Annotated in this window: 20 protein-coding genes and 1 riboswitch; of the genes, 10 read left to right on the top strand and 10 right to left on the bottom strand. The window is 63.5% G+C overall.

Annotated elements, in window-relative coordinates; translation table 11 throughout:
- Nucleotides 1–36: 36 nt before the first annotated feature.
- The 5 genes from DyAD56_RS15420 (at nucleotide 37) to ykgO (ending at nucleotide 3,927) form a co-directional block, all read left to right on the top strand.
- The gene (locus DyAD56_RS15420; protein ID WP_102303791.1) at nucleotides 37–294 is read left to right on the top strand and encodes an acyl-CoA-binding protein; all 258 of its coding nucleotides are present in this window, start codon (nucleotides 37–39) and stop codon (nucleotides 292–294) included.
- 169 nt (nucleotides 295–463) lie between these two features.
- Nucleotides 464–2,482 (top strand): NADPH-dependent 2,4-dienoyl-CoA reductase, encoded by a 2,019-nt coding sequence (locus DyAD56_RS15425; protein WP_102303663.1) that lies wholly within the window; start codon nucleotides 464–466, stop codon nucleotides 2,480–2,482.
- A 296-nt stretch (nucleotides 2,483–2,778) separates the two neighbouring features.
- A complete protein-coding gene (locus tag DyAD56_RS15430; RefSeq protein ID WP_102303664.1) occupies nucleotides 2,779–3,675 on the top strand; it encodes a LysR family transcriptional regulator in 897 nt (298 codons plus the stop codon).
- 20 nt (nucleotides 3,676–3,695) lie between these two features.
- Complete coding sequence (locus DyAD56_RS24110) at nucleotides 3,696–3,848, top strand: hypothetical protein (RefSeq protein WP_199179007.1); 153 nt, start codon at nucleotides 3,696–3,698, stop codon at nucleotides 3,846–3,848.
- Nucleotides 3,802–3,927 (top strand): type B 50S ribosomal protein L36, encoded by a 126-nt coding sequence (gene ykgO / locus DyAD56_RS15435; RefSeq protein WP_010342887.1) that lies wholly within the window; start codon nucleotides 3,802–3,804, stop codon nucleotides 3,925–3,927. Before DyAD56_RS24110 ends, ykgO begins: the two co-directional genes overlap by 47 nt.
- 187 nt (nucleotides 3,928–4,114) lie before the next feature.
- Here the strand turns inward: ykgO and greA are convergent, their stop codons facing one another.
- Genes greA through carA form a run of 3 tightly spaced genes read right to left on the bottom strand, consistent with a single transcriptional unit; the run spans nucleotide 4,115 to nucleotide 8,947 of the window.
- Nucleotides 4,115–4,594 carry a transcription elongation factor GreA gene (gene greA, locus DyAD56_RS15440; protein ID WP_102303665.1) on the bottom strand — a complete coding sequence of 160 codons (480 nt, stop codon included), beginning with the start codon at nucleotides 4,592–4,594 and terminating at the stop codon, nucleotides 4,115–4,117.
- The gene (gene carB, locus DyAD56_RS15445) at nucleotides 4,591–7,818 is read right to left on the bottom strand and encodes a carbamoyl-phosphate synthase large subunit (RefSeq protein WP_102303666.1); all 3,228 of its coding nucleotides are present in this window, start codon (nucleotides 7,816–7,818) and stop codon (nucleotides 4,591–4,593) included. The genes greA and carB overlap by 4 nt, the downstream gene beginning before the upstream one ends.
- Nucleotides 7,811–8,947: a glutamine-hydrolyzing carbamoyl-phosphate synthase small subunit gene (gene carA, locus DyAD56_RS15450; RefSeq protein WP_102303667.1), complete on the bottom strand. Its 1,137-nt coding sequence runs from the start codon at nucleotides 8,945–8,947 to the stop codon at nucleotides 7,811–7,813. The genes carB and carA overlap by 8 nt, the downstream gene beginning before the upstream one ends.
- 216 nt (nucleotides 8,948–9,163) lie before the next feature.
- Between carA and DyAD56_RS15455 the strand changes: the two genes are divergently transcribed.
- The 3 genes from DyAD56_RS15455 to DyAD56_RS15465 all read left to right on the top strand — a co-directional run bounded on the left by DyAD56_RS15455 (nucleotide 9,164) and on the right by DyAD56_RS15465 (nucleotide 11,576).
- On the top strand, nucleotides 9,164–9,859 hold the full coding sequence (locus DyAD56_RS15455; RefSeq protein WP_102303668.1) for a 2OG-Fe(II) oxygenase: 696 nt from the start codon (nucleotides 9,164–9,166) through the stop codon (nucleotides 9,857–9,859).
- 58 nt (nucleotides 9,860–9,917) lie between these two features.
- Complete coding sequence (locus tag DyAD56_RS15460; RefSeq protein WP_102303669.1) at nucleotides 9,918–10,670, top strand: tetratricopeptide repeat protein; 753 nt, start codon at nucleotides 9,918–9,920, stop codon at nucleotides 10,668–10,670.
- Nucleotides 10,671–10,841: 171 nt separating this feature from the next.
- Complete coding sequence (locus DyAD56_RS15465) at nucleotides 10,842–11,576, top strand: DUF4184 family protein (RefSeq protein WP_102303670.1); 735 nt, start codon at nucleotides 10,842–10,844, stop codon at nucleotides 11,574–11,576.
- 3 nt (nucleotides 11,577–11,579) lie between these two features.
- Here the strand turns inward: DyAD56_RS15465 and DyAD56_RS15470 are convergent, their stop codons facing one another.
- From DyAD56_RS15470 to hrcA, 6 genes are all read right to left on the bottom strand, one after another.
- Entirely contained in the window at nucleotides 11,580–12,584 is a 1,005-nt protein-coding gene (locus tag DyAD56_RS15470; RefSeq protein ID WP_102303671.1) for a sodium:calcium antiporter, read from the bottom strand.
- Nucleotides 12,585–12,615: 31 nt separating this feature from the next.
- A riboswitch (yybP-ykoY riboswitch) is annotated at nucleotides 12,616–12,817 on the bottom strand.
- Between the two features lie 49 nt (nucleotides 12,818–12,866).
- Entirely contained in the window at nucleotides 12,867–13,670 is an 804-nt protein-coding gene (gene dapB / locus DyAD56_RS15475; protein WP_102303672.1) for a 4-hydroxy-tetrahydrodipicolinate reductase, read from the bottom strand.
- Nucleotides 13,671–13,816: 146 nt separating this feature from the next.
- A complete protein-coding gene (dnaJ, locus tag DyAD56_RS15480; protein ID WP_102303792.1) occupies nucleotides 13,817–14,944 on the bottom strand; it encodes a molecular chaperone DnaJ in 1,128 nt (375 codons plus the stop codon).
- A gap of 130 nt (nucleotides 14,945–15,074) precedes the next feature.
- Nucleotides 15,075–17,003 (bottom strand): molecular chaperone DnaK, encoded by a 1,929-nt coding sequence (gene dnaK / locus DyAD56_RS15485; RefSeq protein ID WP_102303673.1) that lies wholly within the window; start codon nucleotides 17,001–17,003, stop codon nucleotides 15,075–15,077.
- A gap of 159 nt (nucleotides 17,004–17,162) precedes the next feature.
- Nucleotides 17,163–17,696, bottom strand: a complete 534-nt coding sequence (gene grpE / locus DyAD56_RS15490; protein ID WP_102303674.1) for a nucleotide exchange factor GrpE — start codon at nucleotides 17,694–17,696, stop codon at nucleotides 17,163–17,165.
- An 86-nt stretch (nucleotides 17,697–17,782) separates the two neighbouring features.
- Nucleotides 17,783–18,835 (bottom strand): heat-inducible transcriptional repressor HrcA, encoded by a 1,053-nt coding sequence (gene hrcA, locus DyAD56_RS15495; RefSeq protein ID WP_102303675.1) that lies wholly within the window; start codon nucleotides 18,833–18,835, stop codon nucleotides 17,783–17,785.
- Between the two features lie 192 nt (nucleotides 18,836–19,027).
- Between hrcA and recN the strand changes: the two genes are divergently transcribed.
- Nucleotides 19,028–20,698, top strand: coding sequence for a DNA repair protein RecN (gene recN, locus DyAD56_RS15500; RefSeq protein WP_102303676.1), 1,671 nt, complete (start codon nucleotides 19,028–19,030; stop codon nucleotides 20,696–20,698).
- Nucleotides 20,699–20,920: 222 nt separating this feature from the next.
- Here recN and DyAD56_RS15505 read toward each other — a convergent pair whose 3' ends face one another.
- The gene (locus tag DyAD56_RS15505) at nucleotides 20,921–21,556 is read right to left on the bottom strand and encodes a response regulator transcription factor (protein ID WP_102303677.1); all 636 of its coding nucleotides are present in this window, start codon (nucleotides 21,554–21,556) and stop codon (nucleotides 20,921–20,923) included.
- 115 nt (nucleotides 21,557–21,671) lie between these two features.
- On the opposite strand from DyAD56_RS15505, the gene DyAD56_RS15510 reads away from it, so the two are divergent.
- On the top strand, nucleotides 21,672–23,267 hold the full coding sequence (locus DyAD56_RS15510) for an MASE1 domain-containing protein (RefSeq protein WP_102303678.1): 1,596 nt from the start codon (nucleotides 21,672–21,674) through the stop codon (nucleotides 23,265–23,267).
- The last annotated feature ends 189 nt before the right edge of the window (nucleotides 23,268–23,456 follow it).

Below are 23,456 nucleotides of genomic sequence, written 5' to 3' on the forward strand. Positions count from 1 at the left end.
CTTTTTACTGCCCGCCTGACCATGCAAGTCCACACCATGACCGATCTGCGCCGCGAATTCGAACAGGCCGCCGAAGACATCCAGCGGCTTGACCAGCGGCCGGACAACGACACCCTGCTCAAGCTCTACGCCCTCTACAAGCAGGGTTCCGAAGGCGATGTTCACAGCGAGCAGCCGGGTTTCTTCGATTTCGTCGGCACCGCCAAGCACGAGGCCTGGGCCCAGCTGCGCGGCACCCCGGAAAACGAAGCCATGCAGCGCTACATCGAACTCGTACGGGAGCTGCTGGACTGATCCAGCCCGCCAGCCATCCGGCTTGGCGCGTCAGGGCGAAAACCAGCGCAAGCGCGCCACTCCGGCCCAAGTCGGGGTGTAAAGGGACGTGCCCCACGTCCGCCCTCTTGCTTTCAAACGCTCTACCCAGGCACATTCATACGATCGTTTGAACCAGGTCAATGGCCCTATGAACTTCCCCCGCCTGTTCTCTCCGCTTGATCTGGGCCATACCACCCTGCCCAACCGTATTCTGATGGGCTCGATGCACACGGGGCTGGAGGACAAGTCCAGCGACTACGACAAACTTGCCGCCTATTTCGCCGAGCGCGCCCGTGGCGGCGTGGGCCTGATGGTTACTGGCGGTATCGCACCCAGTATCCGCGGCTGGCTGAAGCCCTTCGGCGGACGGCTCTCCATGCCCTGGCACGTCGCGCGCCATCGCAAGCTCACCAAGGCGGTGCATGCCGAGGGCGGCAAGCTGTGCATGCAGATCCTGCACGCTGGCCGTTACAGCTATCACCCCCTGTCTGTAGCGCCATCGAAGATCAAATCGCCCATCACGCCGTTCACGCCGAGCGCACTCTCCACGGGTGGCGTGGAACGCACCATCCGCGACTTCGTCCGCTGCGCGAAGCTCGCTCAAGATGCCGGCTACGACGGCATCGAAGTGATGGGTTCGGAAGGCTATTTAATCAACCAGTTCCTGGCCGCTCGCACCAATCAGCGCAGCGATGCCTGGGGTGGAGACGCAGCAAAACGCATGCGTTTTCCCGTAGAAATCGTGCGACGCACGCGCGAAGCGGTGGGTCGCGATTTCATCATCATCTATCGTCTGTCGATGCTCGACTTGGTGGAGAACGGCCAGGACTGGCAGGAAATCGTCACCCTTGCCAAGGCCATCGAAGCGGCCGGCGCCAGCATCATCAATACAGGCATCGGCTGGCACGAAGCACGCGTCCCCACCATCGTCACCAGCGTGCCGCGCGCGGGTTTTGCGTGGGTGACGAAGAAGCTCAGGGGGGAAGTATCCATCCCCCTGATCACCACCAACCGCATCAACATGCCCGACGTGGCCGAGCAGATCCTGGCCACCGGCGAAGCGGACATGGTGTCGATGGCCCGCCCGCTGCTGGCTGATCCCGAATGGGCGAACAAGGCCAAGGCGGGGCGCAGCGAGCGCATCAACACCTGCATTGCCTGCAACCAAGCGTGCCTCGACCACGTTTTCAAGAACCAGCGCGCGAGCTGCCTGCTTAACCCGCGCGCCTGCCATGAAACTGAGCTGCTCATCGAACCCGCTGCATTGCGAAAAAAAATCGCTGTGGTCGGCGCGGGTCCGGCGGGCCTCGCCTGCGCCAGCACGCTCGCCGAACGCGGGCACGCCGTAACACTGATCGATCAATCTAGCGAGATCGGTGGCCAGTTCAACTACGCCAAGCGCATTCCGGGCAAGGAAGAGTTCCACGAGACGCTGCGCTATTTCCGCCATCGCCTCGACGACACCGGCGTAACCGTAAAGCTGGGCCACGCGGCCGATGTATCAGCGCTCGCAGCCGAAGGGCATGACGAAGTCGTCGTCGCCACAGGCATCACGCCCCGTAGCGTGCACTTCCCCGGCAGTGACGATCCGCGCGTGCTTAGCTACCTCGACGTGCTGGCACACAACAAACCCGTAGGCCAACGCGTGGCGATCATCGGTGCGGGCGGCATCGGCTTCGACGTGGCCGAGTTCCTAGTCGAACACCAGCCCTCGGCCACGCTGGACGTGTCGCGCTGGACGCGGGAGTGGGGTGTGGACATGCAACTGGATTCGCGTGGCGGCCTGGCAGCCCCGGTGCCGGAAGCACCTGCGCGTCAGGTATGGCTACTGCAACGCTCCGAAGGCCGGCCCGGCGCCCGGCTCAACAAGACCACGGGCTGGGTACATCGCGCCACGCTCAAGGCCAAGCGCGTCACCATGCTCGGTGGCGTCACCTATGAGCGCCTTGATGACGAGGGCCTGCACATTACGGTCGATGGCAAGCCGCAGGTCCTGCCGGTGGACCATGTGATCGTCTGCGCTGGCCAAGAGCCGAACCGCGCGCTCGCCGACGCACTGACCCAGGCCGGCATCAAGGTCCACGTCATTGGCGGAGCCGACGTCGCATCCGAACTGGACGCCAAGCGCGCCATCGACCAGGGCACCCGGTTGGCCGCCAGCCTCTGATCGCACGCGTGTGGGATTCCCCACAACGCAACCCACTGAGCACAAACGACAACGCCCGGCGCTAGGCCGGGCGTTGTGCTGAAAAAGAAAGCGCCCCCGCTAGGCGACGCGTCGATATGGGTCAGGGGGGAGGAAGACCAGATATCGCGGGGATAGCGTCGTAGCGGGGCGAGGGTCGCCGCCACCTGGGGGGAGGGGACGGTGGCGGGACGTAAGAAATAATAGGATCGACCCGTTATAGAAACAAATATATATTTAGCGGCCGACTTATTCGGAAATCGTCTTAAAGCCTTCCTATGTTCGACTTCCGTCAGCTTCGTTACTTTGTAACGGTCGCCGAGGAGCTCAGCTTCACGCGAGCAGCCCAGCGGCTCTACATCTCTCAGCCCCCTCTTTCTCAGCAAATTCAATCACTTGAGAATGACCTGGGTGTGCGCCTACTCGAACGAAACAAGCGCAACGTGTCGCTGACCGAGCCAGGCAAGCTGTTCCTGGAACAAGCCCGCCAGATCCTCGGCAAGGCCGAGGAGGCGCGCGCCCAGATGGCCGACGCGGCTACGGGCTTCAGCGGCAAGCTACGACTCGCTTACACCGTGTCGGTCACCTTCCACCCCTCCCTACCCCAGACGCTGCTGCGCTACCGCAGTTTTGCGCCACAGGTGCGCCTGATCCTCAGCGAGATGTACACCGAGCAGCAGTACGCCGCCCTGATATCAGGCGACCTGGACGTGGGCTTCGTTCGCGATGAGCCTGAACACCCGGGCATGGCCAAGCACCTGCGCTTGGACGTGATCGACCGGGAGCCCTTGCTGCTCGCCCTGCCCGCCAACCACCCGTTGGCAGGCAGGGAAAGCATCTGGTTGCGAGAGGTCGCCATGGAGGCCTTTGTAGTGCAGCCGCGCGAACTGGCCGCCACCCTGTACGATCGCCTCGCCCAGATTGCTGCCAAGGCCAACTTCCATCCGTTGATCCGCCAGCACGCCCAGCAAATCAACGGCCTGCTGGTGCTCGTTGCCGCTGGCATGGGACTGGCCCTGGTGCCGGCGTCCATGCGATCCGTGAACCTCCCCGGCGTGAAGTACCTGCAACTGGAAGACCCCGACGCCTTCATGCTGCTGGCGCTGGCCAGCCGTATGGACGACCCCAATCCCGTCGTCCGCCGCTTCCTTAGCGCCATGACAGAGCCGGAATGATCGCCTGGATCTCACACGCCATGAACAACCCATTTGCACAGGCGATCCAAGGACTTGTACGAAGTCAAGAAACTGTTTATGATCGCCGTCTTGTATTTTTTCTTTCGATAGTTTCAGGAGCTGGCCGTGAAGGTGCTTTCCTCTTTGAAGTCCGCCAAGGCGCGGCACCGTGACTGCAAGGTTGTGCGTCGTCGCGGCAAAGTGTTCGTGATCTGCAAGAGCAACCCGCGTTTCAAGGCTCGTCAGCGCTAATTTCTAGCTGCGATGAGTCGAAGAAAAAAGGCCGCGAAAGCGGCCTTTTTTTGTTGCTTCAATTTCCTGGCTAACCCCGTACGCATTCCAAAGAAAAAGGGCCGCATCAGCGGCCCTTTTAAATGGCATCAGTACTAGTACTGATGCCCCGACGGAGGCACCGGGTGTGCGCCCTCGGTGTTCTTGCTCAGGCTTCGTAACGCACACCCGTGATTTCGTAACGCTTCACACCATTGGGCGCGCTGAACTCGAAGCTGTCACCCTCGCTCTTGCCAATCAGCGCGCGCGCGATCGGTGAAGACACCGCGATAAGACGCAGCTTGATGTCCGCTTCCAGGTCACCAACGATCTGGTAGGTCACGGCTTCGCCGCTGTCCTCGTCTTCCAGATCCACTGTGGCGCCAAACACCACGCGGGAGCCGGCGGCCAGACGACTAACGTCGATAACCTCCGCCGTGGACAGCAACGCTTCCAACGCACCGATGCGCCCTTCGATGAAGCTCTGTTGCTCACGCGCGGCGTGGTACTCGGCGTTCTCCTTGAGATCGCCATGCGCGCGAGCCTCGGCGATGGCCGCGATGATATGCGGCCGATCGACGGACTTCAGCTTCTCCAGCTCACCGCGAAGACGCTCCGAGCCTGCCTTGGTAATGGGCGCACGACTCATGCTTTCAGTTCCTTGTGCAGTTCCTGCAGGCTGTGCACCTGGCCATCGCCGTGGTAGTCCAGCGAATGCACCAGCGCGCGGGCACCTGCCACCGTGGTGGAGTACGTGACGCGCTGCTGCAGGGCTTCGCGTCGGATCGAGAACGAGTCGGCAATGGCCGCTTTGCCCTCAGTCGTGTTGACGATGTAGACGATCTCGCCGTTCTTGATCAGGTCGACGATGTGCGGACGACCCTCGACCACCTTGTTGATGCGCTCGCAGGTGACGCCGTGCTCGGCCAGGTACTTGGCCGTGCCTTCAGTGGCAACCAGACTGAAGCCCTTTTCGAGCACTTCGCGGGCCACTGGTAGCAGGCGATCCTTGTCGGCGTCACGCACCGACACGAACACCTTGCCCTTCGGCGGCGTCTTGATGCCAGCGGCGTCATGACCGCGAGCGAAGGCAGCACCGAAGCTGCGACCGACGCCCATCACTTCGCCGGTGGAACGCATTTCAGGGCCAAGAATCGGATCCACGTTCTGGAACTTCAGGAATGGGAAGATCGCTTCCTTCACCGAGTAGTAGCCCGGGATCACTTCCTTGGTGGCACCCTGGTCGATCAGCGTACGGCCAGCCATGGCACGCGCTGCGATCTTGGCGAGCGGCACACCGGTGGCCTTCGACACGAACGGCACCGTGCGCGATGCGCGCGGATTCACTTCGAGAATAAACACCGTGTCGCCCTGGATGGCGAACTGGGTGTTCATCAGACCGATGACCTTCAGTTCCTTCGCCATCGCGGTGACCTGCCGGCGCATTTCGTCCTGCACTTCCTGGGTCAGCGAGTACGGCGGTAGCGAGCAGGACGAGTCGCCCGAGTGCACGCCCGCTTCTTCGATGTGCTCCATGATGCCACCGACCAGCACGTTGCCTTCGGCGTCAGCGATGATGTCCACATCCACTTCGACCGCGTGGTCGAGGAAGCGATCCAGCAGCACCGGCGAATCGTTGGACACCTGCACAGCATCGCGGATGTAACGCGAAAGATCGGCATCGCTATAGACAATTTCCATCGCGCGGCCGCCCAGCACGTAGCTCGGCCGAACCACCAGCGGGTAGCCAATCTCGCGGGCCGAGGCCAGTGCCTCTTCAGGCGTGCGTGCGGTGCGGTTCGGCGGTTGCTTCAGGCCGATCTTCTCGATCATCTGCTGGAAGCGCTCGCGATCTTCCGCAAGGTCGATGCTGTCTGGCGACGTGCCGATCACGGGCACGCCTGCCGCTTCAAGCGCACGCGCCAGCTTGAGCGGCGTTTGACCGCCGTACTGCACGATCACGCCCTTGGGCTTTTCGAGATCAACGATTTCCAGCACGTCCTCAAGCGTAAGCGGCTCGAAGTAGAGACGGTCGGAGGTGTCGTAGTCGGTCGACACGGTTTCCGGGTTGCAGTTGACCATGATGGTTTCAAAACCATCCTCGCGCAGTGCGAGTGCTGCGTGCACGCAGCAGTAGTCGAACTCGATGCCCTGGCCGATACGGTTCGGGCCGCCGCCAAGCACGACGATCTTGTCGCGATTGGTCGGATTGGCTTCGCACTCTTCCTCATAGGTCGAGTACATGTAAGCCGTGGTGGTGGCGAACTCAGCCGCGCACGAGTCCACGCGCTTGTACACCGGGCGCACACCCAGCGTGCGGCGCAGATGACGCATCGCTGCTTCGTTGGTGTCCAGCAGTTCGGCCAGGCGCGCGTCGGAGAAGCCCATGCGCTTGAGCTCGCGCATGCGCAGTGCGTCGATGGCGGTGATGCCCTGCGACTGCACTTCCTTCTCGGTGAGCACGATGTCCTCGAACGCCGCGAGGAACCAGGGATCGACACGGCTGAGGCCGTACACGTCTTCCAGTGTCAGGCCCGCGCGGAATGCGTCGGCAAGATGGAACACGCGATCGGGACGCGGCTCGCGCAGCTCACGCTTGAGCGCGTTGACGCCTTCTTCGGACGTCAGGTCCAGACCCGTCGGGTTGAGGCCGGTCTTGCCGATTTCCAGACCACGCAGCGCCTTCTGCAGCGATTCGTGGAAGGTACGACCCATGGCCATGACTTCGCCCACCGACTTCATCTGCGTGGTGAGGCGTGCATCGGCGGAGGGGAACTTCTCGAACGCGAAGCGCGGGATCTTGGTAACGACGTAGTCGATGCTCGGCTCGAACGACGCCGGCGTGAGACCGCCGGTGATGTCGTTCTTCAATTCGTCCAGCGTGTAACCCACGGCCAGCTTCGCAGCGATCTTGGCGATCGGGAAACCGGTGGCCTTGGAGGCCAGCGCAGACGAGCGCGACACGCGCGGATTCATCTCGATGACCACCACGCGGCCGTTCTCGGCGTTGATGCCGAACTGCACGTTGGAGCCGCCGGTGTCCACGCCGATCTTGCGCAGCACGGCGATGGAGGCATCGCGCAAGCGCTGGTATTCCTTGTCGGTGAGCGTCTGTGCCGGCGCAACGGTGATCGAGTCGCCGGTGTGCACGCCCATCGGGTCAAGGTTCTCGATGGAGCACACGATGATGCAGTTGTCCGCCTTATCGCGGACCACTTCCATCTCGAACTCCTTCCAGCCGAGCACGGATTCCTCGACCAGCACTTCGCCCACCGGCGAAAGCTCGAGACCGCGCTTGACGATTTCCTCGAACTCCTCGCGGTTGTACGCGATGCCGCCGCCGGAACCGCCGAGCGTAAAGCTCGGGCGAATGATGGTGGGGTAACCCACCTTCACCTGCGTCAGCAGCGCCTGCTCGAAGGTGCGAACCACTTCGGCCTTCGGGCAGTCCAGGCCGATCTCGGCCATGGCGACGCGGAACAGTTCGCGGTCTTCCGCCATGCGGATGGCTTCACGCGAGGCGCCAATCAGCTCGACCTTGTACTTCTCGAGCACGCCGTTGTCGGCGAGGTCCAGCGCGCAGTTGAGGCCGGTCTGGCCGCCCATCGTCGGCAGCACCGCATCGGGGCGCTCCTTGGCGATGATGCGCTCCACCGTCTGCCAGTTGATCGGCTCGATATAGACGGCATCGGCCGTCTCCGGATCGGTCATGATCGTGGCGGGATTGGAATTCACCAGGATGACGCGGTAACCCTCTTCCTTCAGCGCCTTGCAGGCCTGTGCGCCGGAGTAGTCGAACTCGCAAGCCTGACCGATGACGATCGGGCCGGCGCCGATGATGAGGATGCTCTTGATATCAGTGCGCTTAGCCATGCGTGCGGGCCTCCTGCATCAGGGCGGCAAAACGATCAAACAGGTAGCCGATGTCGTGCGGACCGGGGCTGGCTTCCGGATGGCCCTGGAAGCAGAACGCCGGACGGTCGGTGAGCGCGAAGCCCTGCAACGAACCATCAAACAGCGAGGAGTGGGTGACACGCACGTTCGCCGGCAGCGTGGCCGGGTCGACCGCGAAACCGTGGTTCTGCGAAGTGATCAGCACACGACCATCATCCAGATCTTTCACCGGGTGGTTGGCACCGTGATGGCCGAACTTCATCTTCAGCGTCTTGGCACCCACAGCCAGACCCATGATCTGGTGGCCCAGGCATATACCGAACAACGGAATCTTCGCGTCGAGGAACTCGCGCGTGGCGGCCACGGCGTAGTCGCAGGCAGCCGGATCGCCGGGGCCATTGGAGAGGAACACGCCATCGGGCTTCATCGCCAGCACGTCGGCGGCCGACGTCTGCGCGGGCACGACAGTGATGTCGCAGCCCTGCTCTGCCAGTAGACGCAGAATGTTGTACTTCACGCCGAAATCGTAGGCCACGACCTTGAATCGCTTGGACGGCTGATTGAAGGCGGTACGGTCGAGATCGTAGACACCCTCATTCCACGGGTACGACTCACCGACGCTCACTTCCTTGGCCAGATCCATACCGTTGAGGCCCGGGAAGGCGCGCGCCTTCGCCAGGGCGGCCTCCACATCGATCTGCTCAGCCGCAACGATGCAGCCGTTCAAAGCGCCCTTATCGCGCAGGATGCGGGTCAGACGACGCGTATCGATGCCGGCGATGGCAACGATGCCGTGGCGCTTGAGGTAATCGGGCAGGCTTTCCGTGCTGCGCCAGTTGCTATGTCGGCGGGGCACATCGCGCACGATCAGGCCAGCAGCATGGACCGTGTCGGACTCCTCGTCCTCCACGTTCACGCCGGTGTTGCCGATGTGCGGATAAGTCAGGGTAACGATCTGTTTGGCGTAGGAGGGATCGGTGAGGATCTCCTGGTAGCCAGTCATGGCGGTGTTGAAAACCACCTCGCCGACAGTTTCGCCAGTCGCGCCAACGGCGTAGCCGTGGAACACGCTGCCGTCTTCGAGGGCAAGCAGAGCAGGGATAGGCATGGGAGGACCGCCTTTTAGGTGCAGCAAGGTCCGCAAGCCGCAGCGAAGCAGGCTTGTGGACCTTAGTCGAGGAATCTTTCAGGGCGGGTCGCAATGATAGGTGCAAGGCCCCCTTGTGTCCACCCGAAACAGCTGAACATCGCACGAGGAATGGGGCCAACCGAGGCCCTACCCTGAGCGTTACACTAGCGCCGCCAAGCCAAAGACCGGACGTCCATGAACTCAGCCGTGTTGCTCGATCCTGCTCGCCTCGACCGACCGGACACGGACGTACGGATGGAGCCATTCCCCTTCCTGATTGCCCACGGGCAGCTGCCCGACGAGGCGCGGGGGGATCTGGAGCGAGACTTCCCCCGCTATGCCAGCGCCGGCTTTTTCCCCTACGACGCCAGCGACTGCGGCCCATCGGTCAATACCCTGGTGGAACGCCTCAGCTCGGCCGAGTTCGCCAGTGCCATCGGCCAGCACCTGGGCATTGCCAACCTGGGCCAATACCCCACCCTGATCACCCTGTGCCGTTCGCTCAATAAGCGCCACGGCACCATCCATACAGACAGCAAGTCCAAGGTGGCCACAGCCCTGCTCTATCTCAACAACCTGTGGCCGGATACCAGTGACGGCTGCCTGCGTTTTCTGGGCAGCATCGACAGTATCGACAGCATGATCGCCCCCGAACTGAAGCCGCTGTACGGTGAATTCGCGGTCTTCAAACGCTGCGAGAACTCCTTCCACGGCCACCTGCCTTACGAGGGTGAGCGCCGCGTGATCCAGGTCGCCTGGCTCACCAGTGAGGAAGAGAAGCGCCGCAAGACCAAGCGCGGCAAGTTTTCCCGCGCCTTTAAGAAGCTGTTCGGTTCGCTCGACCGCAAGCTGGGCGCCGACCGCGACCGTAACGCCGCGCACAAGGATTGAGCACGCGCCGCCCGGCCAAGCCGGGCGGCCAGGCTGACATTGCATCCAAGGATTAGGTATGCCTATCGTTTTCTTACTCTCCATTGCCCTGCAGATCGCTTGCGCCGTCCATGTCGTGCGCAGCGGCCGCCCGCTGTACTGGATCTGGCTGATCCTGATCGGCTCCTATCTCGCGGTGGCGGTGTATCTGCTGGTGGCCATCATTCCGGACCTCCGCCACGACCCTCGCGGGCGCAAGGCGGCCAGCAAGGCACTGCAGGCCCTCGATCCCCAGCGACGCAAGCGCGAACTGCAGAACCAGCTTCAACTGAGCAACACGGTGGACAATCGCCGCCGGCTTGCCGATGAAAGCCTCAAGCTCGGCGACTATGAAAACGCGCGCGAGCTGTATCAGGGCCTGCTCACGGGTATGTATGCAAGCGAGCCAGGCTTCATGCTCGGTTTGGCACACGCTCAGGCGGGCCTTGGTGATTTTGCCGCCACACGATCCACGCTGGATGCGTTGATCAAGGCCAACCCGGGCTACAAGTCGAGTGAGGGCCACCTGCTCTACGCACGCAGTCTGGAAGAGCTCGGGGAGTTCGAGGCAGCACTGGATGAGTACCGCGTACTGGCCGACAGCTACCCCGGCGAGGAGGGCCGCTATCGCTACGCCACCTTGCTTGCCCGCCGGCAACGCGACGCGGAGGCACGCGCCGTACTGGAATCCCTGCTCAACCGCGCCAAGCTGATGCCTGTCTACTATCGCCGCAAAGAACAGTCGTGGCTGAAGGCGGCACGGTCGGAACTGGCGAGACTGGGCCAATCCTGAGGGCGCCGCAGCCTTAGCGAGGTCTCGGCTTCAACGTAGATTGCGAAGCGTGCCTGCCGCAGCTACGGCAGTAGGTCACTGAGCGTGCGGCCACCTCGCCGTCACTTTTTGACCACAGCCATCACCCATCTCGCGCATAGAGTGGCTCGGCATCAACCGCCGTGATCCGCCATGCCATTCACCGTAAGCCACGTCGCCGCCGTATTGCCGTTGCGGCGTCACTGCAGCATCGACGAGTTCGCGGCGCTGGCGATAGGCAGCATGATGCCCGACCTGCACTACTTCCTGCCGGTGTTGCGTGAACATTGGCCACTGCCCAGCCACCACCTGATCAGCCTGCCGCTGTTTTGCTTGCCGATGGGCTGGTTGCTGTGGCGATGGTGGCGGCCGCTGTGGACATCCACTGCCCTTGTCGACGGCGAGACACCGCCCTTACCCGCGCCATGGCGCGTGATGCTCGCCCTGACTATTGGGGCGCTCACTCACTTGGCGTGGGATGCATGCACCCATGCCAACTACGGTCTTGGCCTGTACTTACCCATGTTGGGACAACCGTTGTTCTGGATGAATCACTCCGCCATCTCCAACGCCAATCTCCTGCAATACGGCAGTAGCCTTGCGGGCTTGCTGATCTTGGCTATGGCGGTATGGCCAGCGCGCCAGCAGCTCTTGCGCGGCCTCCGGACTGGCGTACCCATAAGCTGGCTGATGGTGTCTTTGGTTGTCACGGCCATCCTGGCGGCATCACTAACGTTCGTCTTCACCTGGAACCCGGGCGAAGGCACCAGCCAGTTACGTCACACGATCCGACTAACGGCATGGAATGGTCTTTCCTCGCCATTGCTGATCGTCGTGGCGTATCCCTTGGTCTGGCGCCTTCGTCAATACAAAACGTATGGGCGATAACGATCAGCTGGCGTAGAAATGCCAAGCTACATAAGCCGCAAACACCCCATACAGTGCCCCCACTGGCACCAGCCAACGCGCATCCACGCGCCCACGCCGGAACAGCCACCACAGATAGATCACAGCAATACCCGTCAGCACGCCAGCCACCATCAGAGGCGCATCGAACAGCCACGGTGTGGCGAACAGGGCCAACGAACTGGGAATGGTCGCCTGAATCATCATGGCACCGGAGATGTTCGCCAGGGCCAGACGCTCCTTACCCTGCCGCACCCAGATCAACGCATTCATGGTCTCGGGCAGCTCCGTAGCGACAGGGCTGAGCACCAGGGCGACGAGATGCGGCGACAACTGCAACGCCACGCCGATGGCCTCGATCTGCTTGACGAAGGTATGCGAGGCGAAGGCGATCACTACCAGCGCCAGCGTCGTCTGCAAGACAACCCACCACAGCGACGGGTCGACAGCTTTCGGCTGGAACTTCAGTGGCTCAAGCTCTTCTTCCTCGGGCGCCGTGTCGGACGTCTTCAGCTCACGCCACACGTAGAGGCCATAGGCCAGCAGGAACACCACACCCAGCCATGGCTTGAAGGCGAAGGCAACCAGGCCAAGTCCGCACTTCACCACGAAAATCGCCAAGAACCACGATTGGTCGCGCGCCAGCCGGCCATGCCCGACGCGCACAGCATGGTCGACGCGTTGCAAGCGACGACGATTGGCCCATAGCGCCACGCCGACAACGGCATAGGCGATGGTGGCGAGAACCAGCGGACCACCCAGCGCCGCCCCGACGCCGATGTCCTTCTGCTCCGGGGTCTTGCCGAGAATGACCGCCACGAACGTCACCGCGCTCTCGGGGAGCGCGGTACCAAAAGCGGCCAGGATGGTGCCCGTGGCAGTGGCGCCCAGATTGAGCTTCTGGCCGAACCACTCCACGCCGTTGACGAAATACTCGCACGCGAGATAGATCGCACCGGCTGAAAACAGGAACAACAATGCAATAAGCATGCTTTTTCCAAGGCCGGGCGAGCGGAAAACCATTGGCTCAGCGACGCGAGCTCGCCCGGCAGGGTGAGCGCGTCGTGGCCAAAGGTCTCGCCGGGCTGCGGGTGCCTGACGGCACCGCCACCATCCACGCCATGAAGCCGAAGCTTCAAGTCTGTTGACGCGGATTCCTCTGAAGTCGCAACCGATGATCGGTCGCGAGGGGGTGAGGATGGCTACTCCCCAATGACAATCGGGGCGATTTTAGGGGCTGAGGCACGCCCGGGGCAAGTCGCCGGGGTCTGATCAGCGCGGCAAGCGATCGGCAAGCATGGCATCCAGATCGTAATCGCCGGCTCCACGGCCACTCAGCCAGTGCGCTGCCTCCAGCGCACCACGGGCAAAAATCGAGCGATCTGTGGCGCGATGGCTAAGCTCGATCCGTTCGCCCTGCCCTATCAACCATGCTTCGTGCTCGCCGACCACATCACCTCCGCGCACCACGGCGAAACCGATGGTGCCAAGCTGGCGTGGACCAACGCGTCCTTCGCGCGCGTACACCGCGCTTTCGCGCAACGAGGTGCCTCGGGCCGAGGCGGCGGCTTCGCCTAGCGCCAACGCCGTGCCCGACGGGGCATCTTCTTTGCGGTTGTGGTGCGCCTCGATGATGTCCAGATCCCAATCCGGCAGCGACGCCGCGGCCTGGCGGAGCAGACGCGTCAGCACAGCCACGCCAAGGCTGAAGTTGGCGGCGCGCAGCAACGCGATCCGCGAGGCCGATGCGCTCAGTCGCTGCGCGAAGCTGGCATCGAGCCCCGTCGTGCCGGTCACCAAGGCCGTGCCGTTCGATTCGCAGTAGGTGAGTGCTTCAGCAAGGCCCGCCGGGCCGCTGAAATCCACGATCACGTCCAGCGAACCGGCGGACGGCCATTCGTGCGTATAGGCCAATGCACCAACGCAGGCATCGATGGGCTGCCCCAGCTTTGAGGACGTCGGCGAAGCGAGAGCGGCGACGAGGGTGAAGCGGGCGTCGTCTTTTACCAGCGCGAGCAAAGCCTGTCCCATGCGGCCGGTGGCACCATTCATAGCAAGGCGAACGGGCTTGGTCATACGCAAATTCCTTGGAACGGGCTGGCACGTGAGAACCGATCCTACTGCCTACGGGCGTCGCCGTGTACGACGTCCCGCGAACGGACGGCCAAAAGAAAAGCCCCGGCGGGAACCGGGGCTCTGCATGTATCTGTACCGAGCGTGTTTTACGAAGTCACGCGCGACCAGAATTGCTTGACGCCATCGACCCAGCTCTTGGCGCGTGGCGTGTGCTTGTCGGCATCGTCATGCGCAAAAGTAGACTCAAGCTGTTCCAGCAAGTCGCGCTGCTGCTTGGTCAAGCGCACTGGCGTTTCCACCACGACGCGGCAGATGAGATCGCCCGCGCGGCTGCTGCGCACCGATTTCACGCCGCGCCCGCGCAGGCGGAACATCTGCCCGGTCTGGGTCTCGGGTGGAATATTGATCGGCACTTCGCCTTCCAGTGTCGGCACCAACAGCTCGGCGCCCAGCGCTGCCTGTGCGAAGCGGATCGGCAGCTCGCAATGCAGATCATTGCCCTCGCGCTGGAAGATGGCGTGTCCGCGCACACGCACTTCCACATAGAGATCACCAGCTTCGCCGCCGGCCGGGCCGGCCTCGCCCTGCCCGGTGAGACGGATGCGGTCGCCGTTGTCCACGCCAGCGGGGATGTTCACCGACAACGCGCGGGTCTCTTCCAGACGACCCTCGCCATCGCATTGTTTGCATGGTTTTTCGATTGCCTGGCCGCTGCCGCCACAATGCGGGCAGGCCTGCTGGATCGAAAAGATGCCGTTCTGCATGCGCACGCGGCCGTGGCCAGCGCAGGTCTTGCACGTCACCGTCTTGCCATCGGCCGAACCGCTGCCGTTGCAGTGGTGGCAGTTGACCTGAGTGGGAATCTCGATCTTCCGCTCGACGCCGAACACGGCCTCTTCCAGATCGAGCTCCATGATGTAGCGCAGGTCGGAGCCGCGACGCGAACGTCCGCGACCGCCACCACCGCCCATGCCGAAAATATCGCCGAAGATGTCCCCGAAGATGTCGCCCATGTCGCCGAAACCACCGCGACCGCCGCCCATGCCGTGCTCGAAGGCGGCGTGGCCGTGCTGGTCGTACATGGCGCGCTTCTGCGCGTCGGACAGCACTTCGTAGGCCTCCTTGGCCTCCTTGAACTTCTCCTGCGCATGCGGATCGTCCGGACAACGATCCGGGTGGTACTTCATCGCCAGTCGACGGAACGACTTCTTCAGTTCGACCTCGGTGACGGTGCGTTCCACCCCAAGGATTTCGTAGTAATCGCGCTTGCTCATCGTTGCATCCGGCATGGATCGCTCACTTCCACATGAATCGAGCGATCCATGTCTCCTCAACAAACAGCCCGCGACCAGACTTGAGTCCGGACGCGGGCTGCGTCAGATCGGCAGTGCCGACCAGCCAATATTACTTCTTGTCGTCCTTGACTTCAGTGAACTCGGCATCGACCACATCGTCCTGAGCCGAAGAACCCTGATGGCCGCCACCCGCCTGCGCGGCTGCATCCGGCTGCGCGCCGCCGCCCTGGGCCGCTGCATATAGCGCCTGGGCCACCTGCTCGAGCTTCTCGATCTTCGACTCGATAGCACCCTTGTCGTCGCCGTCCTTGACCTTCTCCAGATCCGACAACGCGCCTTCGATGGTGCTCAGCTGGTCAGCCGGAACCTTGCCGCCGTGCTCCTTGAGCGCGCTGCGGGTGGCGTGCACCAACTGGTCGGCCTTGTTGCGGGTGCTGACAAGCTCGTGGAACTTCTTGTCTTCTTCCTTGTTGGCCTCGGCGTCGGCCACCATCCGGTTGATCTCTTCCTCGGACAGGCCCGAGCCGGCCTTGATCTCGATCTTCTGTTCCTTGCCGCTCTTCTTGTCCTTGGCCGACACGTGCAGGATACCGTTGGCGTCGATGTCGAAGGTCACTTCGATCTGCGGCATGCCGCGCGGCGCCGGGTCGATGCCCTGCAAGTCAAACTTGCCCAGCGACTTGTTGGCGCTGGCGCGCTCACGCTCACCCTGCAGCACGTGCACGGTCACCGCGCTCTGGTTGTCGTCGGCGGTGGAGAACACCTGCGAGGCCTTGGTCGGCACGGTGGTGTTCTTCTCGATGAGCTTGGTCATCACGCCGCCCATCGTCTCGATACCGAGCGACAGCGGGGTGACGTCCAGCAGCAGCACGTCCTTCACGGTACCGCCCAGCACGCCGCCTTGGATCGCGGCGCCGACAGCGACGGCCTCGTCCGGGTTGACGTCCTTGCGCGGCTCCTTGCCGAAGAAGTCCTTCACCGACTCCTGCACCTTGGGCATGCGGGTCTGGCCGCCGACGAGGATCACGTCCTGGATGTCGGACACGCGCAGACCAGCGTCATTCAACGCGGTGCGGCACGGCTCGATGGTGCGCTTGATCAGGTCTTCCACCAGCGCTTCGAGCTTGGCGCGGGTGAGCTTGATATTGAGATGCTTGGGACCGGAGGCATCAGCCGTGATGTACGGCAGGTTCACTTCGGTCTGATGGCTGGTCGACAGCTCGATCTTCGCGCGCTCGGCGGCGTCCTTCAGACGCTGCAGGGCGAGCGGATCCTTGCGCAGATCCATGCCCTGGTCTTTCTTGAATTCTTCGACGAGATAGTCGATGACGCGCATGTCGAAGTCTTCGCCACCCAGGAAGGTGTCGCCATTGGTAGCGAGCACTTCGAACTGTTTCTCGCCGTCGACTTCAGCGATCTCGATGATGGACACGTCGAACGTGCCGCCGCCGAGGTCGTACACGGCGATCTTGCGGTCACCGCCCTTCTTGTCCAGGCCGTAGGCCAGGGCAGCCGCGGTCGGCTCGTTGATGATGCGCTTGACGTCCAGACCGGCGATGCGGCCCGCGTCCTTGGTGGCCTGGCGCTGGCTGTCGTTGAAGTAGGCCGGCACCGTGATGACCGCCTCGGTCACCGCTTCACCGAGGTAATCCTCGGCGGTCTTCTTCATCTTCATGAGGACCTTGGCCGAGATCTCCTGCGGAGCCATCTTCTTGCCGTCGGCCGTTTCGACCCACGCGTCACCGTTCTCGTGAGCAACGATGCCGTAGGGAACGATATGCAGGTCTTTCTGCACTTCTGCGTCGGTGAACTTGCGACCGATGAGGCGCTTCACCGCGTAGAACGTGTTCTTCGGATTGGTCACGCTCTGGCGCTTAGCCGGCGCGCCCACCATGACTTCGTTGTCCTTGGTGAAGGCAACGATGGACGGCGTGGTGCGATCGCCTTCCGAGTTTTCAATGACCTTGGCGGTGGTGCCGTCCATCACGGCAACGCACGAGTTGGTCGTGCCCAGGTCGATACCGATGATTTTACCCATGTTGTCTACTCCCGAATTCTTTAAGCGACCCCTCGGCCGCGACTGGTTTCCAGATGGGGCTCGGCACGTTTCATCTCAATGCCGACAAGACCCCGTATGCCTTTCCGCCTAAGCCCGTAGGGGACGCCGTTCAGGCGTCCTCGACCACGGGCCGGGGCGTCACTCCTTGGCGACCGCCACCAACGCGGGGCGCAGAAGCCGGTCGTTCAGCACGTAGCCCTTCTGGAGCACGTTGACGACCGTGTTGGGGGCCGCACCCGGGGCCTCCACCATGCTCACGGCGTGATGCTTTTCAGGATCCAGCGGCTGACCCACCGGATCGACCTGCACCAGGCCATTGTTCTCGGCGATCTTCAGCAACGACTTCAGCGTCAGTGCGATGCCCTCGCGGACGCTGGCCACGTCGCCGCCCTCCACTTCCAGGCCGCGCTCGAGGCCGTCGTAAATCGGCAGCAGCTCGTTCAGCAGCTTTTCGTTGGCAAAACGGCGAGCTTGCTCGACGTCACGATGCAGGCGACGGCGCTGGTTCTCGATCTCCGCCTTCTCGCGCAGCACGGTGTCGCGCAATTCGACGTTGGTCACTTCCAGTTCGGCGATACGCGCCTTCAGCGCTTCCAGCTCGACGCCAGTCGCGTCACCCTGCCCGCCTGGGCCCTGCGTCCCGGTGGACGCCGTTGGATCGTTGCTTTGCATGAATCACTCCAAGCCTTATCCGTGGCCGGTGCCGTGACGCACCAACCGTCAATCACTTGCGGGTAAAACCCCGCCTCCCGAGCGCGTTATAAGGTCGTCGCGACGCGATTCAAGGCGTCACTGAGCAAACCGGCCGTCGCCTGCACCACGGGAATCACCCGTTCGTAGGCCATGCGGGTAGGGCCAATCACTCCGATCGCGCCCAGCACGCGCCCCTGGGTGCCGTAGCTGGCCGTGACCACGCTACAACCGTCCAGCGCCGCAAACCCTGATTCTTCACCGATGAACAGGCGCACGCCAGGGGCCTTGGCGCACACTTCCATGAGCTGCAGCAGCTCGCTTTTCTTCTGGAACGCCTCGAACAGCTCGCGCAGGCGCTCCAGGTTGGCCAGTTCCGAGTATCCCATCAGATTGGTCTGGCCGCTGACCAGTACGTCATCGCTATCGCCTTGCGGGGCGAACGAGGCCGCCGCCAGCTCCACCGCGCTGGACATCAACCGATTGAGTTCGCCACTGGCCTCACGCAGTTCGCGCAGCAGATGGGCACGAATGTCGTCCAAACGCAGGCCGGCAAACTGGGCATTGAGATAGTTGGCCGCCTGCTCCAGCTCGCTGCCGTCCAGTGGTTTGGCCAACTGGACGATGCGGTTCTGCACCTGATTGTCCGAGAACACCAGGATCACCAGCACGCGGGCATCGGGCAATGCCACGAAATCGATATGGCGCAGCGGAAAATCGGCCTGCCGCGGCACCGTGACCACGCCAGCGAACTGCGTCATCGCCGACAACAGGGTCGATACGTTGCCGAGCAGGTCGCGAGTGGTGGTGAGGCCCGGCGGCAGCTCGCGGCGTAGACGCGCCATCTCGTCCTGCGGCAGGGGCTGCAGCTCGATCAGGCTGTCGACGAACAAGCGCAGGCCGCGAGGCGTCGGTACACGGCCGGCAGACGTGTGCGGCGACGCCACCAACCCGGCCTCTTCCAGGTCCGACATGATGTTACGGATGGTGGCCGGGCTCACATCCAAGCCGGACGACCGCGATAGCGTGCGCGACCCCACCGGCTCGCCGTCGGCAAGGTATTGGGCAATCAATGTGCGCAACAGGCGTCGTGCGCGGGCATCGAGTTGGGCGGCAGGCATGCTGTAGCAATCCGTGAGACAGACAAGAAATAAGGTCTAGCGGCAAAGTTTGCAAGAAATGGGGACAGGGTTGGGCGGCAGGCGTATCGGAACGGGCCAGACGACGGCATGTCGTCTCCCGGGCCTGCACCCCACTAGCCGCCCCCCATCCCCTCCCCCTTACAATCCCCCGACTTCACCACCTCGCCGCCCATGCTCACCTCGCTCTACGTTCGTCATTTCGCCGTCGTCGAAGAAGCCGAGATCGCCTTCGGCCCAGGCCTCACTGTCGTCAGCGGCGAGACCGGCGCGGGTAAATCCCTGCTGGTGGACGCCCTCATGCTGCTGGCGGGCGCTCGCGCGGACAGCGGCATGGTGCGCGCCGGCAGCGACCGCGCCGAGCTCATCGCCGAGTTCGACCTCACCCACCTCCCCGAAGCCCGCGAATGGCTTCGCCGCGAGGAGCTGGACGAGGAAGACGCCTGTCAGCTACGCCGCGTCATCCGTGCCGAGGGCAGCTCGCGCGCCTGGATCAACGGCCGACCGGCCAACGCCAGCCAGTTGGGCGAACTGGCCACGCTGCTGGTGGAAATCCACGGCCAGCACGAACACCAGGCCCTGCTTTCCCGCACACACCAAATGGGACTGCTCGATGCCTACGCCGGCAACGAGGCACAGGTTGCCCAGGTACGTGAACTGGCCCTGCAATGGCGCGAGCTGGGCAACCGCATCCGCAAACTGAGCGGCGGCGACGATCGCGAGCAACGCATCGAGCTGCTGAGCCACGAACTGGGCGAACTCGATAAGTGGGCCCTGCCCGCCAGCGAACTCACCGAACTGGAAGCCAGCCACAAGCGACTGGCCAACGCCGGCAGGCTGGCTGAAGGTGCTGGCGGCGTAGTGGAACTGCTCGACGGCGAAAGCGAGTTCGCACTGCGCCGCGCGTTGGGACGCGCCCAACTGGAAATGAGCAAGCTCGCCGCGCTGGACGACCGCCTTGCTCCCATGCTGGAGCTGTTGGACAACGCGTCCATCCAGCTGAGCGAAGCCGCCGACGGACTTGGCCGCTACGCACTCGACGTAGATCTGGACCCGGAGCGCTACAACGAGGTCGATACCCACCTCACCCGGCTGCACGAACTTTCGCGCCGCCATCGGGTGCCGGTCCCCGAACTTCACGACAAGGCCATCGCCTTGCGCGGGGAGTTGGACGAACTGGAGGGCGCCGGCGATGCCCTGGAAAAACTCGCCGGCCAACGCTCGCGTCTGCAACAGCAGTACGACGAACAGGCCGCCACACTCAGCACGTCGCGGCAGCAGGCAGCTGATCGCCTGGGTGGTGAAGTCAGTGCCCTGATGGGTGAGCTAGGCATGAGCGGTGGCCGCCTTGTGGTGGAGCTGGAAACCACCAGCGACAACGAGCCCGATCCGCAGGGGCGCGAGCGTTGCGAACTGCTGGTCAGCGCCAACCCCGGCCAGCCACCGCGCGCGCTACGCAAGGTCGCCTCGGGTGGCGAACTGGCCCGCATCAGCCTGGCTATCGAAGTGGCCACGCTCGGCAAGGACACCGTTGGGACCATGGTGTTCGACGAAGTAGATACCGGTATCGGTGGCGCCGTGGCCGAAGTGGTCGGCCAGAAACTGCGCTCACTTGGCGCGCAACGCCAGGTGTTGTGCGTCACCCACTTGCCGCAGGTGGCCGCGCAAGGCCACGCGCATCTGCGCGTGAGCAAGGCGAGCGATGGCGAATCCACCCGCACACGCATCGAGAAGCTCGACGCCAACGGCCGGCGCGATGAGTTGGCCCGCATGCTGGGTGGCGTGGAAATCACGCGCGAAACGCGAGCACACGCCAAGCAGATGCTGGAGCGGGCGCAGGTTTGATCTAAAGAGCGCCGGCAACACGAGCTTGGCGACGCCTCAGACGACCGTCATTCCGGCGTAGGCCGGAATCCAGTAGCAGGTGTGCTGAGTTTTCGCGACACGCTCCAATCCAAGGAGCCGCCAAAACCCAGTATTGAGGTCACTGGATTCCGGCCTACGCCGGAATGACGAGCAGAAAAGCGCCGCGCCATCAGACAACTCGCCGAAGGCAAGTCCCGATCACTAGTTCTTGCGCGGCAACAACCCGCGCTCGGCCGCCATGCGATAGAGATCAAGCTCCGAACCCGCCCCCAGCTTGCCCATCAGGCTGGCGCGGTGGATGTAGACAGTCTTCTGGCCGATGCCAAGCTCGCCGGCCACCTGCTTAGGCGCCCTGCCTGCTGCCAGCAGCAAAAACACTTCGCGCTCGCGCGCCGTGAGCCGATGGATGGGGTCCCGCGATTCACTGGGCCGCTCGGCCCTGCGCTTGCGCAGATCCGAACTAAGGAAACACTCGCCCTGCATCACCGCGCGCAGGCCGGCCACCAGCTCTTCAGGCGCTACGCCTTTGGTGACGTAGCCACTGGCGCCACGACGCAAGGCTTCGGATACGTACGGCTCCCCGTCGTGCATGCTCAGCACGACGATGCGCGTGTCCGCCGCCACGCTGCGCAGATGCTCAATCAACGGCAGCCCGCTCCCGTCAGGTAGCGAGAGATCAAGTGCGACGAGATCGGGACGACGAGTGCCAACCGCTTCCACCGCATCGTCGGCGCTGCGGCACTCCGCAACGACCTCCAGATCCGGCTCCATCTCGATTAGCCGTTTGAACCCCTCTCGTACAATGGCGTGGTCGTCGACCAGGACAATGCTGTACATGCCCCATGTATAGCAGCCTGAGCGCCGGTTGACGATCTCTCCTCCGCGCCTTGGCCAAGCGGGCAGGAAAAAAGGCCTTCCGGATGGTCGACCGGCGCCATGTACCATCGGCCGCATGCGACCGAAATCTCCTGCATTGCCGGGTTCCGACCTGCTCCTTGGTATTGGCTATTTCCTGCTTTGGCTGCTGCTGTGGCCGACCGAGCAGCCGTATTGGATGCTCCCCTACGGCCTGCGCTTCGGCGCGTTGCTGCTGGCACCCATGCGTATGTGGCCGTGGCTGCTCGGCGCCGAGCTGGCGGCTAGCGGGCTGATTAGCTGGGTCCATCCGCTGCCGTTGGGGTGGCGCGGCTTCCTGCTGGCCGCCCTGCCCGAACCCGCCGTGGTAGCCATCTGCCTGTGGCTGATGCGCCGCGCCAACCTGCACGCCAGCCTGCGCGATCCCGAGGACGTGGCCCGCCTGCTGCTGTCGGCCGCCTTCACTGTCGCGGCCACCACCGCCACCGATGCCGTGATGCTTGCGCTCATCCACGTCAGCCCCAGCGCCGACCTGATGATGCAGGCCCTGGGCCAGGACCTGCTGGGCAACTACGTGGGCGTGCTGCTCATCGTGCCGCTGCTGGTGATGTTGCTACGGGCCCGACTGGACAAGCGCGGACTGGGCCGCCTGTTGATGGACGGCCTGCTGGTGCTGCTGCCGTCGCTGGCGATTCTGCTAGTGCTGTCGTCCCATGAGGCGCCGCAGCCGCAGTTCGCCCGCGTGTTGTCGCTCGCGCCCGTGCTGTTCTTCGCCTTCCGCCACGGGTGGCGTGGCGCCAGCCTCTCCATGCTGATCTCCAGCCTGGGCATGACACTGGTGGATCATCTTTCTGGCCACGGCATCCCAGGCGCTGCCGGCGAGCTGTTCCTCGCCGTGGCCGGCACCGGCGCATTGATGCTCGGCTCGGCCACCGACGCCCTGCGCCGCAGTAGCGAGCGCGTAGCGGAGCAAAACGTCTACCTCGCGGCGGTCAACCGCCGACTGGACCACTTGGCCCGCCAGCTGCGTGACGCCGCACGCGGCAACCTGCAGACCGAGGAGAACCAGCGTCGCCACATGGCCGCCGAGCTGCACGACGAACTGGGCCAGAACCTGACGGCCATCCAGACGCACCTGAAGCTGGCCCAGTCGCGATTGGCCCAGGCCGGCATGGACGATATCGGCGTATCCATCAACACCATCCTTGGCCATATGCGCCGGGCACTGCACCGTCTGCTGGACGACTTGCGTCCCGCCGTCCTCGACGAGTTCGGCCTGCTGCGCGCCTTGGACGAAGGCCCGATCCGCGACCTGCTCACAGCTGCCGGCGTGGCTTATCGCACCGACCTGCACGGCGACCCCCGCCTGCTCGACGACGACACCCGCACAGTCGTCTACCGCCTGGTTCAGGAGAGCGCCACCAATGCCGTGAAGCATGCCCACGCCGATGCCTTCCAGCTACGCCTGCGCATTGGCGAACGCCAAGGCGTGGCCCTGGCCCTATTGGATATTCGCGACAACGGCATCGGCCTACCGGCGCGCATGCCGCGCGGTGGCCGGGGCATGCAGGGCATGCGGGACAGAGTGACTTCCCTGGGGGGCCTGTTCAGGGTCCGCCCAGAAGCCCAAGGCGTTCATCTACGGATATTGTTGCGAAGCAGCACGCAAACTAGTGACGTAGCGCGCACTTAGGATCGTTACATAGGAAATTTTCCGATAGCAGAGGTGTGAAGGCTTCGTTACGCTGGATTCATCGATGTGGGGGAGCCACCATCGCAAGATGGTGAGCCATGCCAACCGTGGGGACGGTGGGCATGAAGAGCGGCAGGATGCCGCTCCGCCGGAATCGGTGGCACGACCAGGCTGCGCGAGCAACTCGCC

Origin of the sequence: Dyella sp. AD56, assembly GCF_002878475.1 — a bacterium.
Lineage (GTDB): Bacteria > Pseudomonadota > Gammaproteobacteria > Xanthomonadales > Rhodanobacteraceae > Dyella.

Bases quoted from the DNA above. Each gene is read 5' to 3' on its own strand.
- grpE (WP_102303674.1), bottom strand. From the start codon at position 17,696: ATGCAAAGCAACGATCCAACGGCGTCCACCGGGACGCAGGGCCCAGGC.
- DyAD56_RS15460 (WP_102303669.1), top strand. From the start codon at position 9,918: ATGCCTATCGTTTTCTTACTCTCCATTGCCCTGCAGATCGCTTGCGCC.
- carB (WP_102303666.1), bottom strand. From the start codon at position 7,818: ATGGCTAAGCGCACTGATATCAAGAGCATCCTCATCATCGGCGCCGGC.
- carA (WP_102303667.1), bottom strand. From the start codon at position 8,947: ATGCCTATCCCTGCTCTGCTTGCCCTCGAAGACGGCAGCGTGTTCCAC.
- DyAD56_RS15425 (WP_102303663.1), top strand. From the start codon at position 464: ATGAACTTCCCCCGCCTGTTCTCTCCGCTTGATCTGGGCCATACCACC.
- DyAD56_RS15465 (WP_102303670.1), top strand. From the start codon at position 10,842: ATGCCATTCACCGTAAGCCACGTCGCCGCCGTATTGCCGTTGCGGCGT.
- dnaK (WP_102303673.1), bottom strand. From the start codon at position 17,003: ATGGGTAAAATCATCGGTATCGACCTGGGCACGACCAACTCGTGCGTT.
- DyAD56_RS15510 (WP_102303678.1), top strand. From the start codon at position 21,672: ATGCGACCGAAATCTCCTGCATTGCCGGGTTCCGACCTGCTCCTTGGT.
- dapB (WP_102303672.1), bottom strand. From the start codon at position 13,670: ATGACCAAGCCCGTTCGCCTTGCTATGAATGGTGCCACCGGCCGCATG.
- DyAD56_RS15420 (WP_102303791.1), top strand. From the start codon at position 37: ATGACCGATCTGCGCCGCGAATTCGAACAGGCCGCCGAAGACATCCAG.
- hrcA (WP_102303675.1), bottom strand. From the start codon at position 18,835: ATGCCTGCCGCCCAACTCGATGCCCGCGCACGACGCCTGTTGCGCACA.
- recN (WP_102303676.1), top strand. From the start codon at position 19,028: ATGCTCACCTCGCTCTACGTTCGTCATTTCGCCGTCGTCGAAGAAGCC.
- greA (WP_102303665.1), bottom strand. From the start codon at position 4,594: ATGAGTCGTGCGCCCATTACCAAGGCAGGCTCGGAGCGTCTTCGCGGT.
- dnaJ (WP_102303792.1), bottom strand. From the start codon at position 14,944: ATGAGCAAGCGCGATTACTACGAAATCCTTGGGGTGGAACGCACCGTC.
- DyAD56_RS15470 (WP_102303671.1), bottom strand. From the start codon at position 12,584: ATGCTTATTGCATTGTTGTTCCTGTTTTCAGCCGGTGCGATCTATCTC.
- DyAD56_RS15455 (WP_102303668.1), top strand. From the start codon at position 9,164: ATGAACTCAGCCGTGTTGCTCGATCCTGCTCGCCTCGACCGACCGGAC.
- DyAD56_RS15430 (WP_102303664.1), top strand. From the start codon at position 2,779: ATGTTCGACTTCCGTCAGCTTCGTTACTTTGTAACGGTCGCCGAGGAG.
- DyAD56_RS15505 (WP_102303677.1), bottom strand. From the start codon at position 21,556: ATGTACAGCATTGTCCTGGTCGACGACCACGCCATTGTACGAGAGGGG.
- DyAD56_RS24110 (WP_199179007.1), top strand. From the start codon at position 3,696: ATGAACAACCCATTTGCACAGGCGATCCAAGGACTTGTACGAAGTCAA.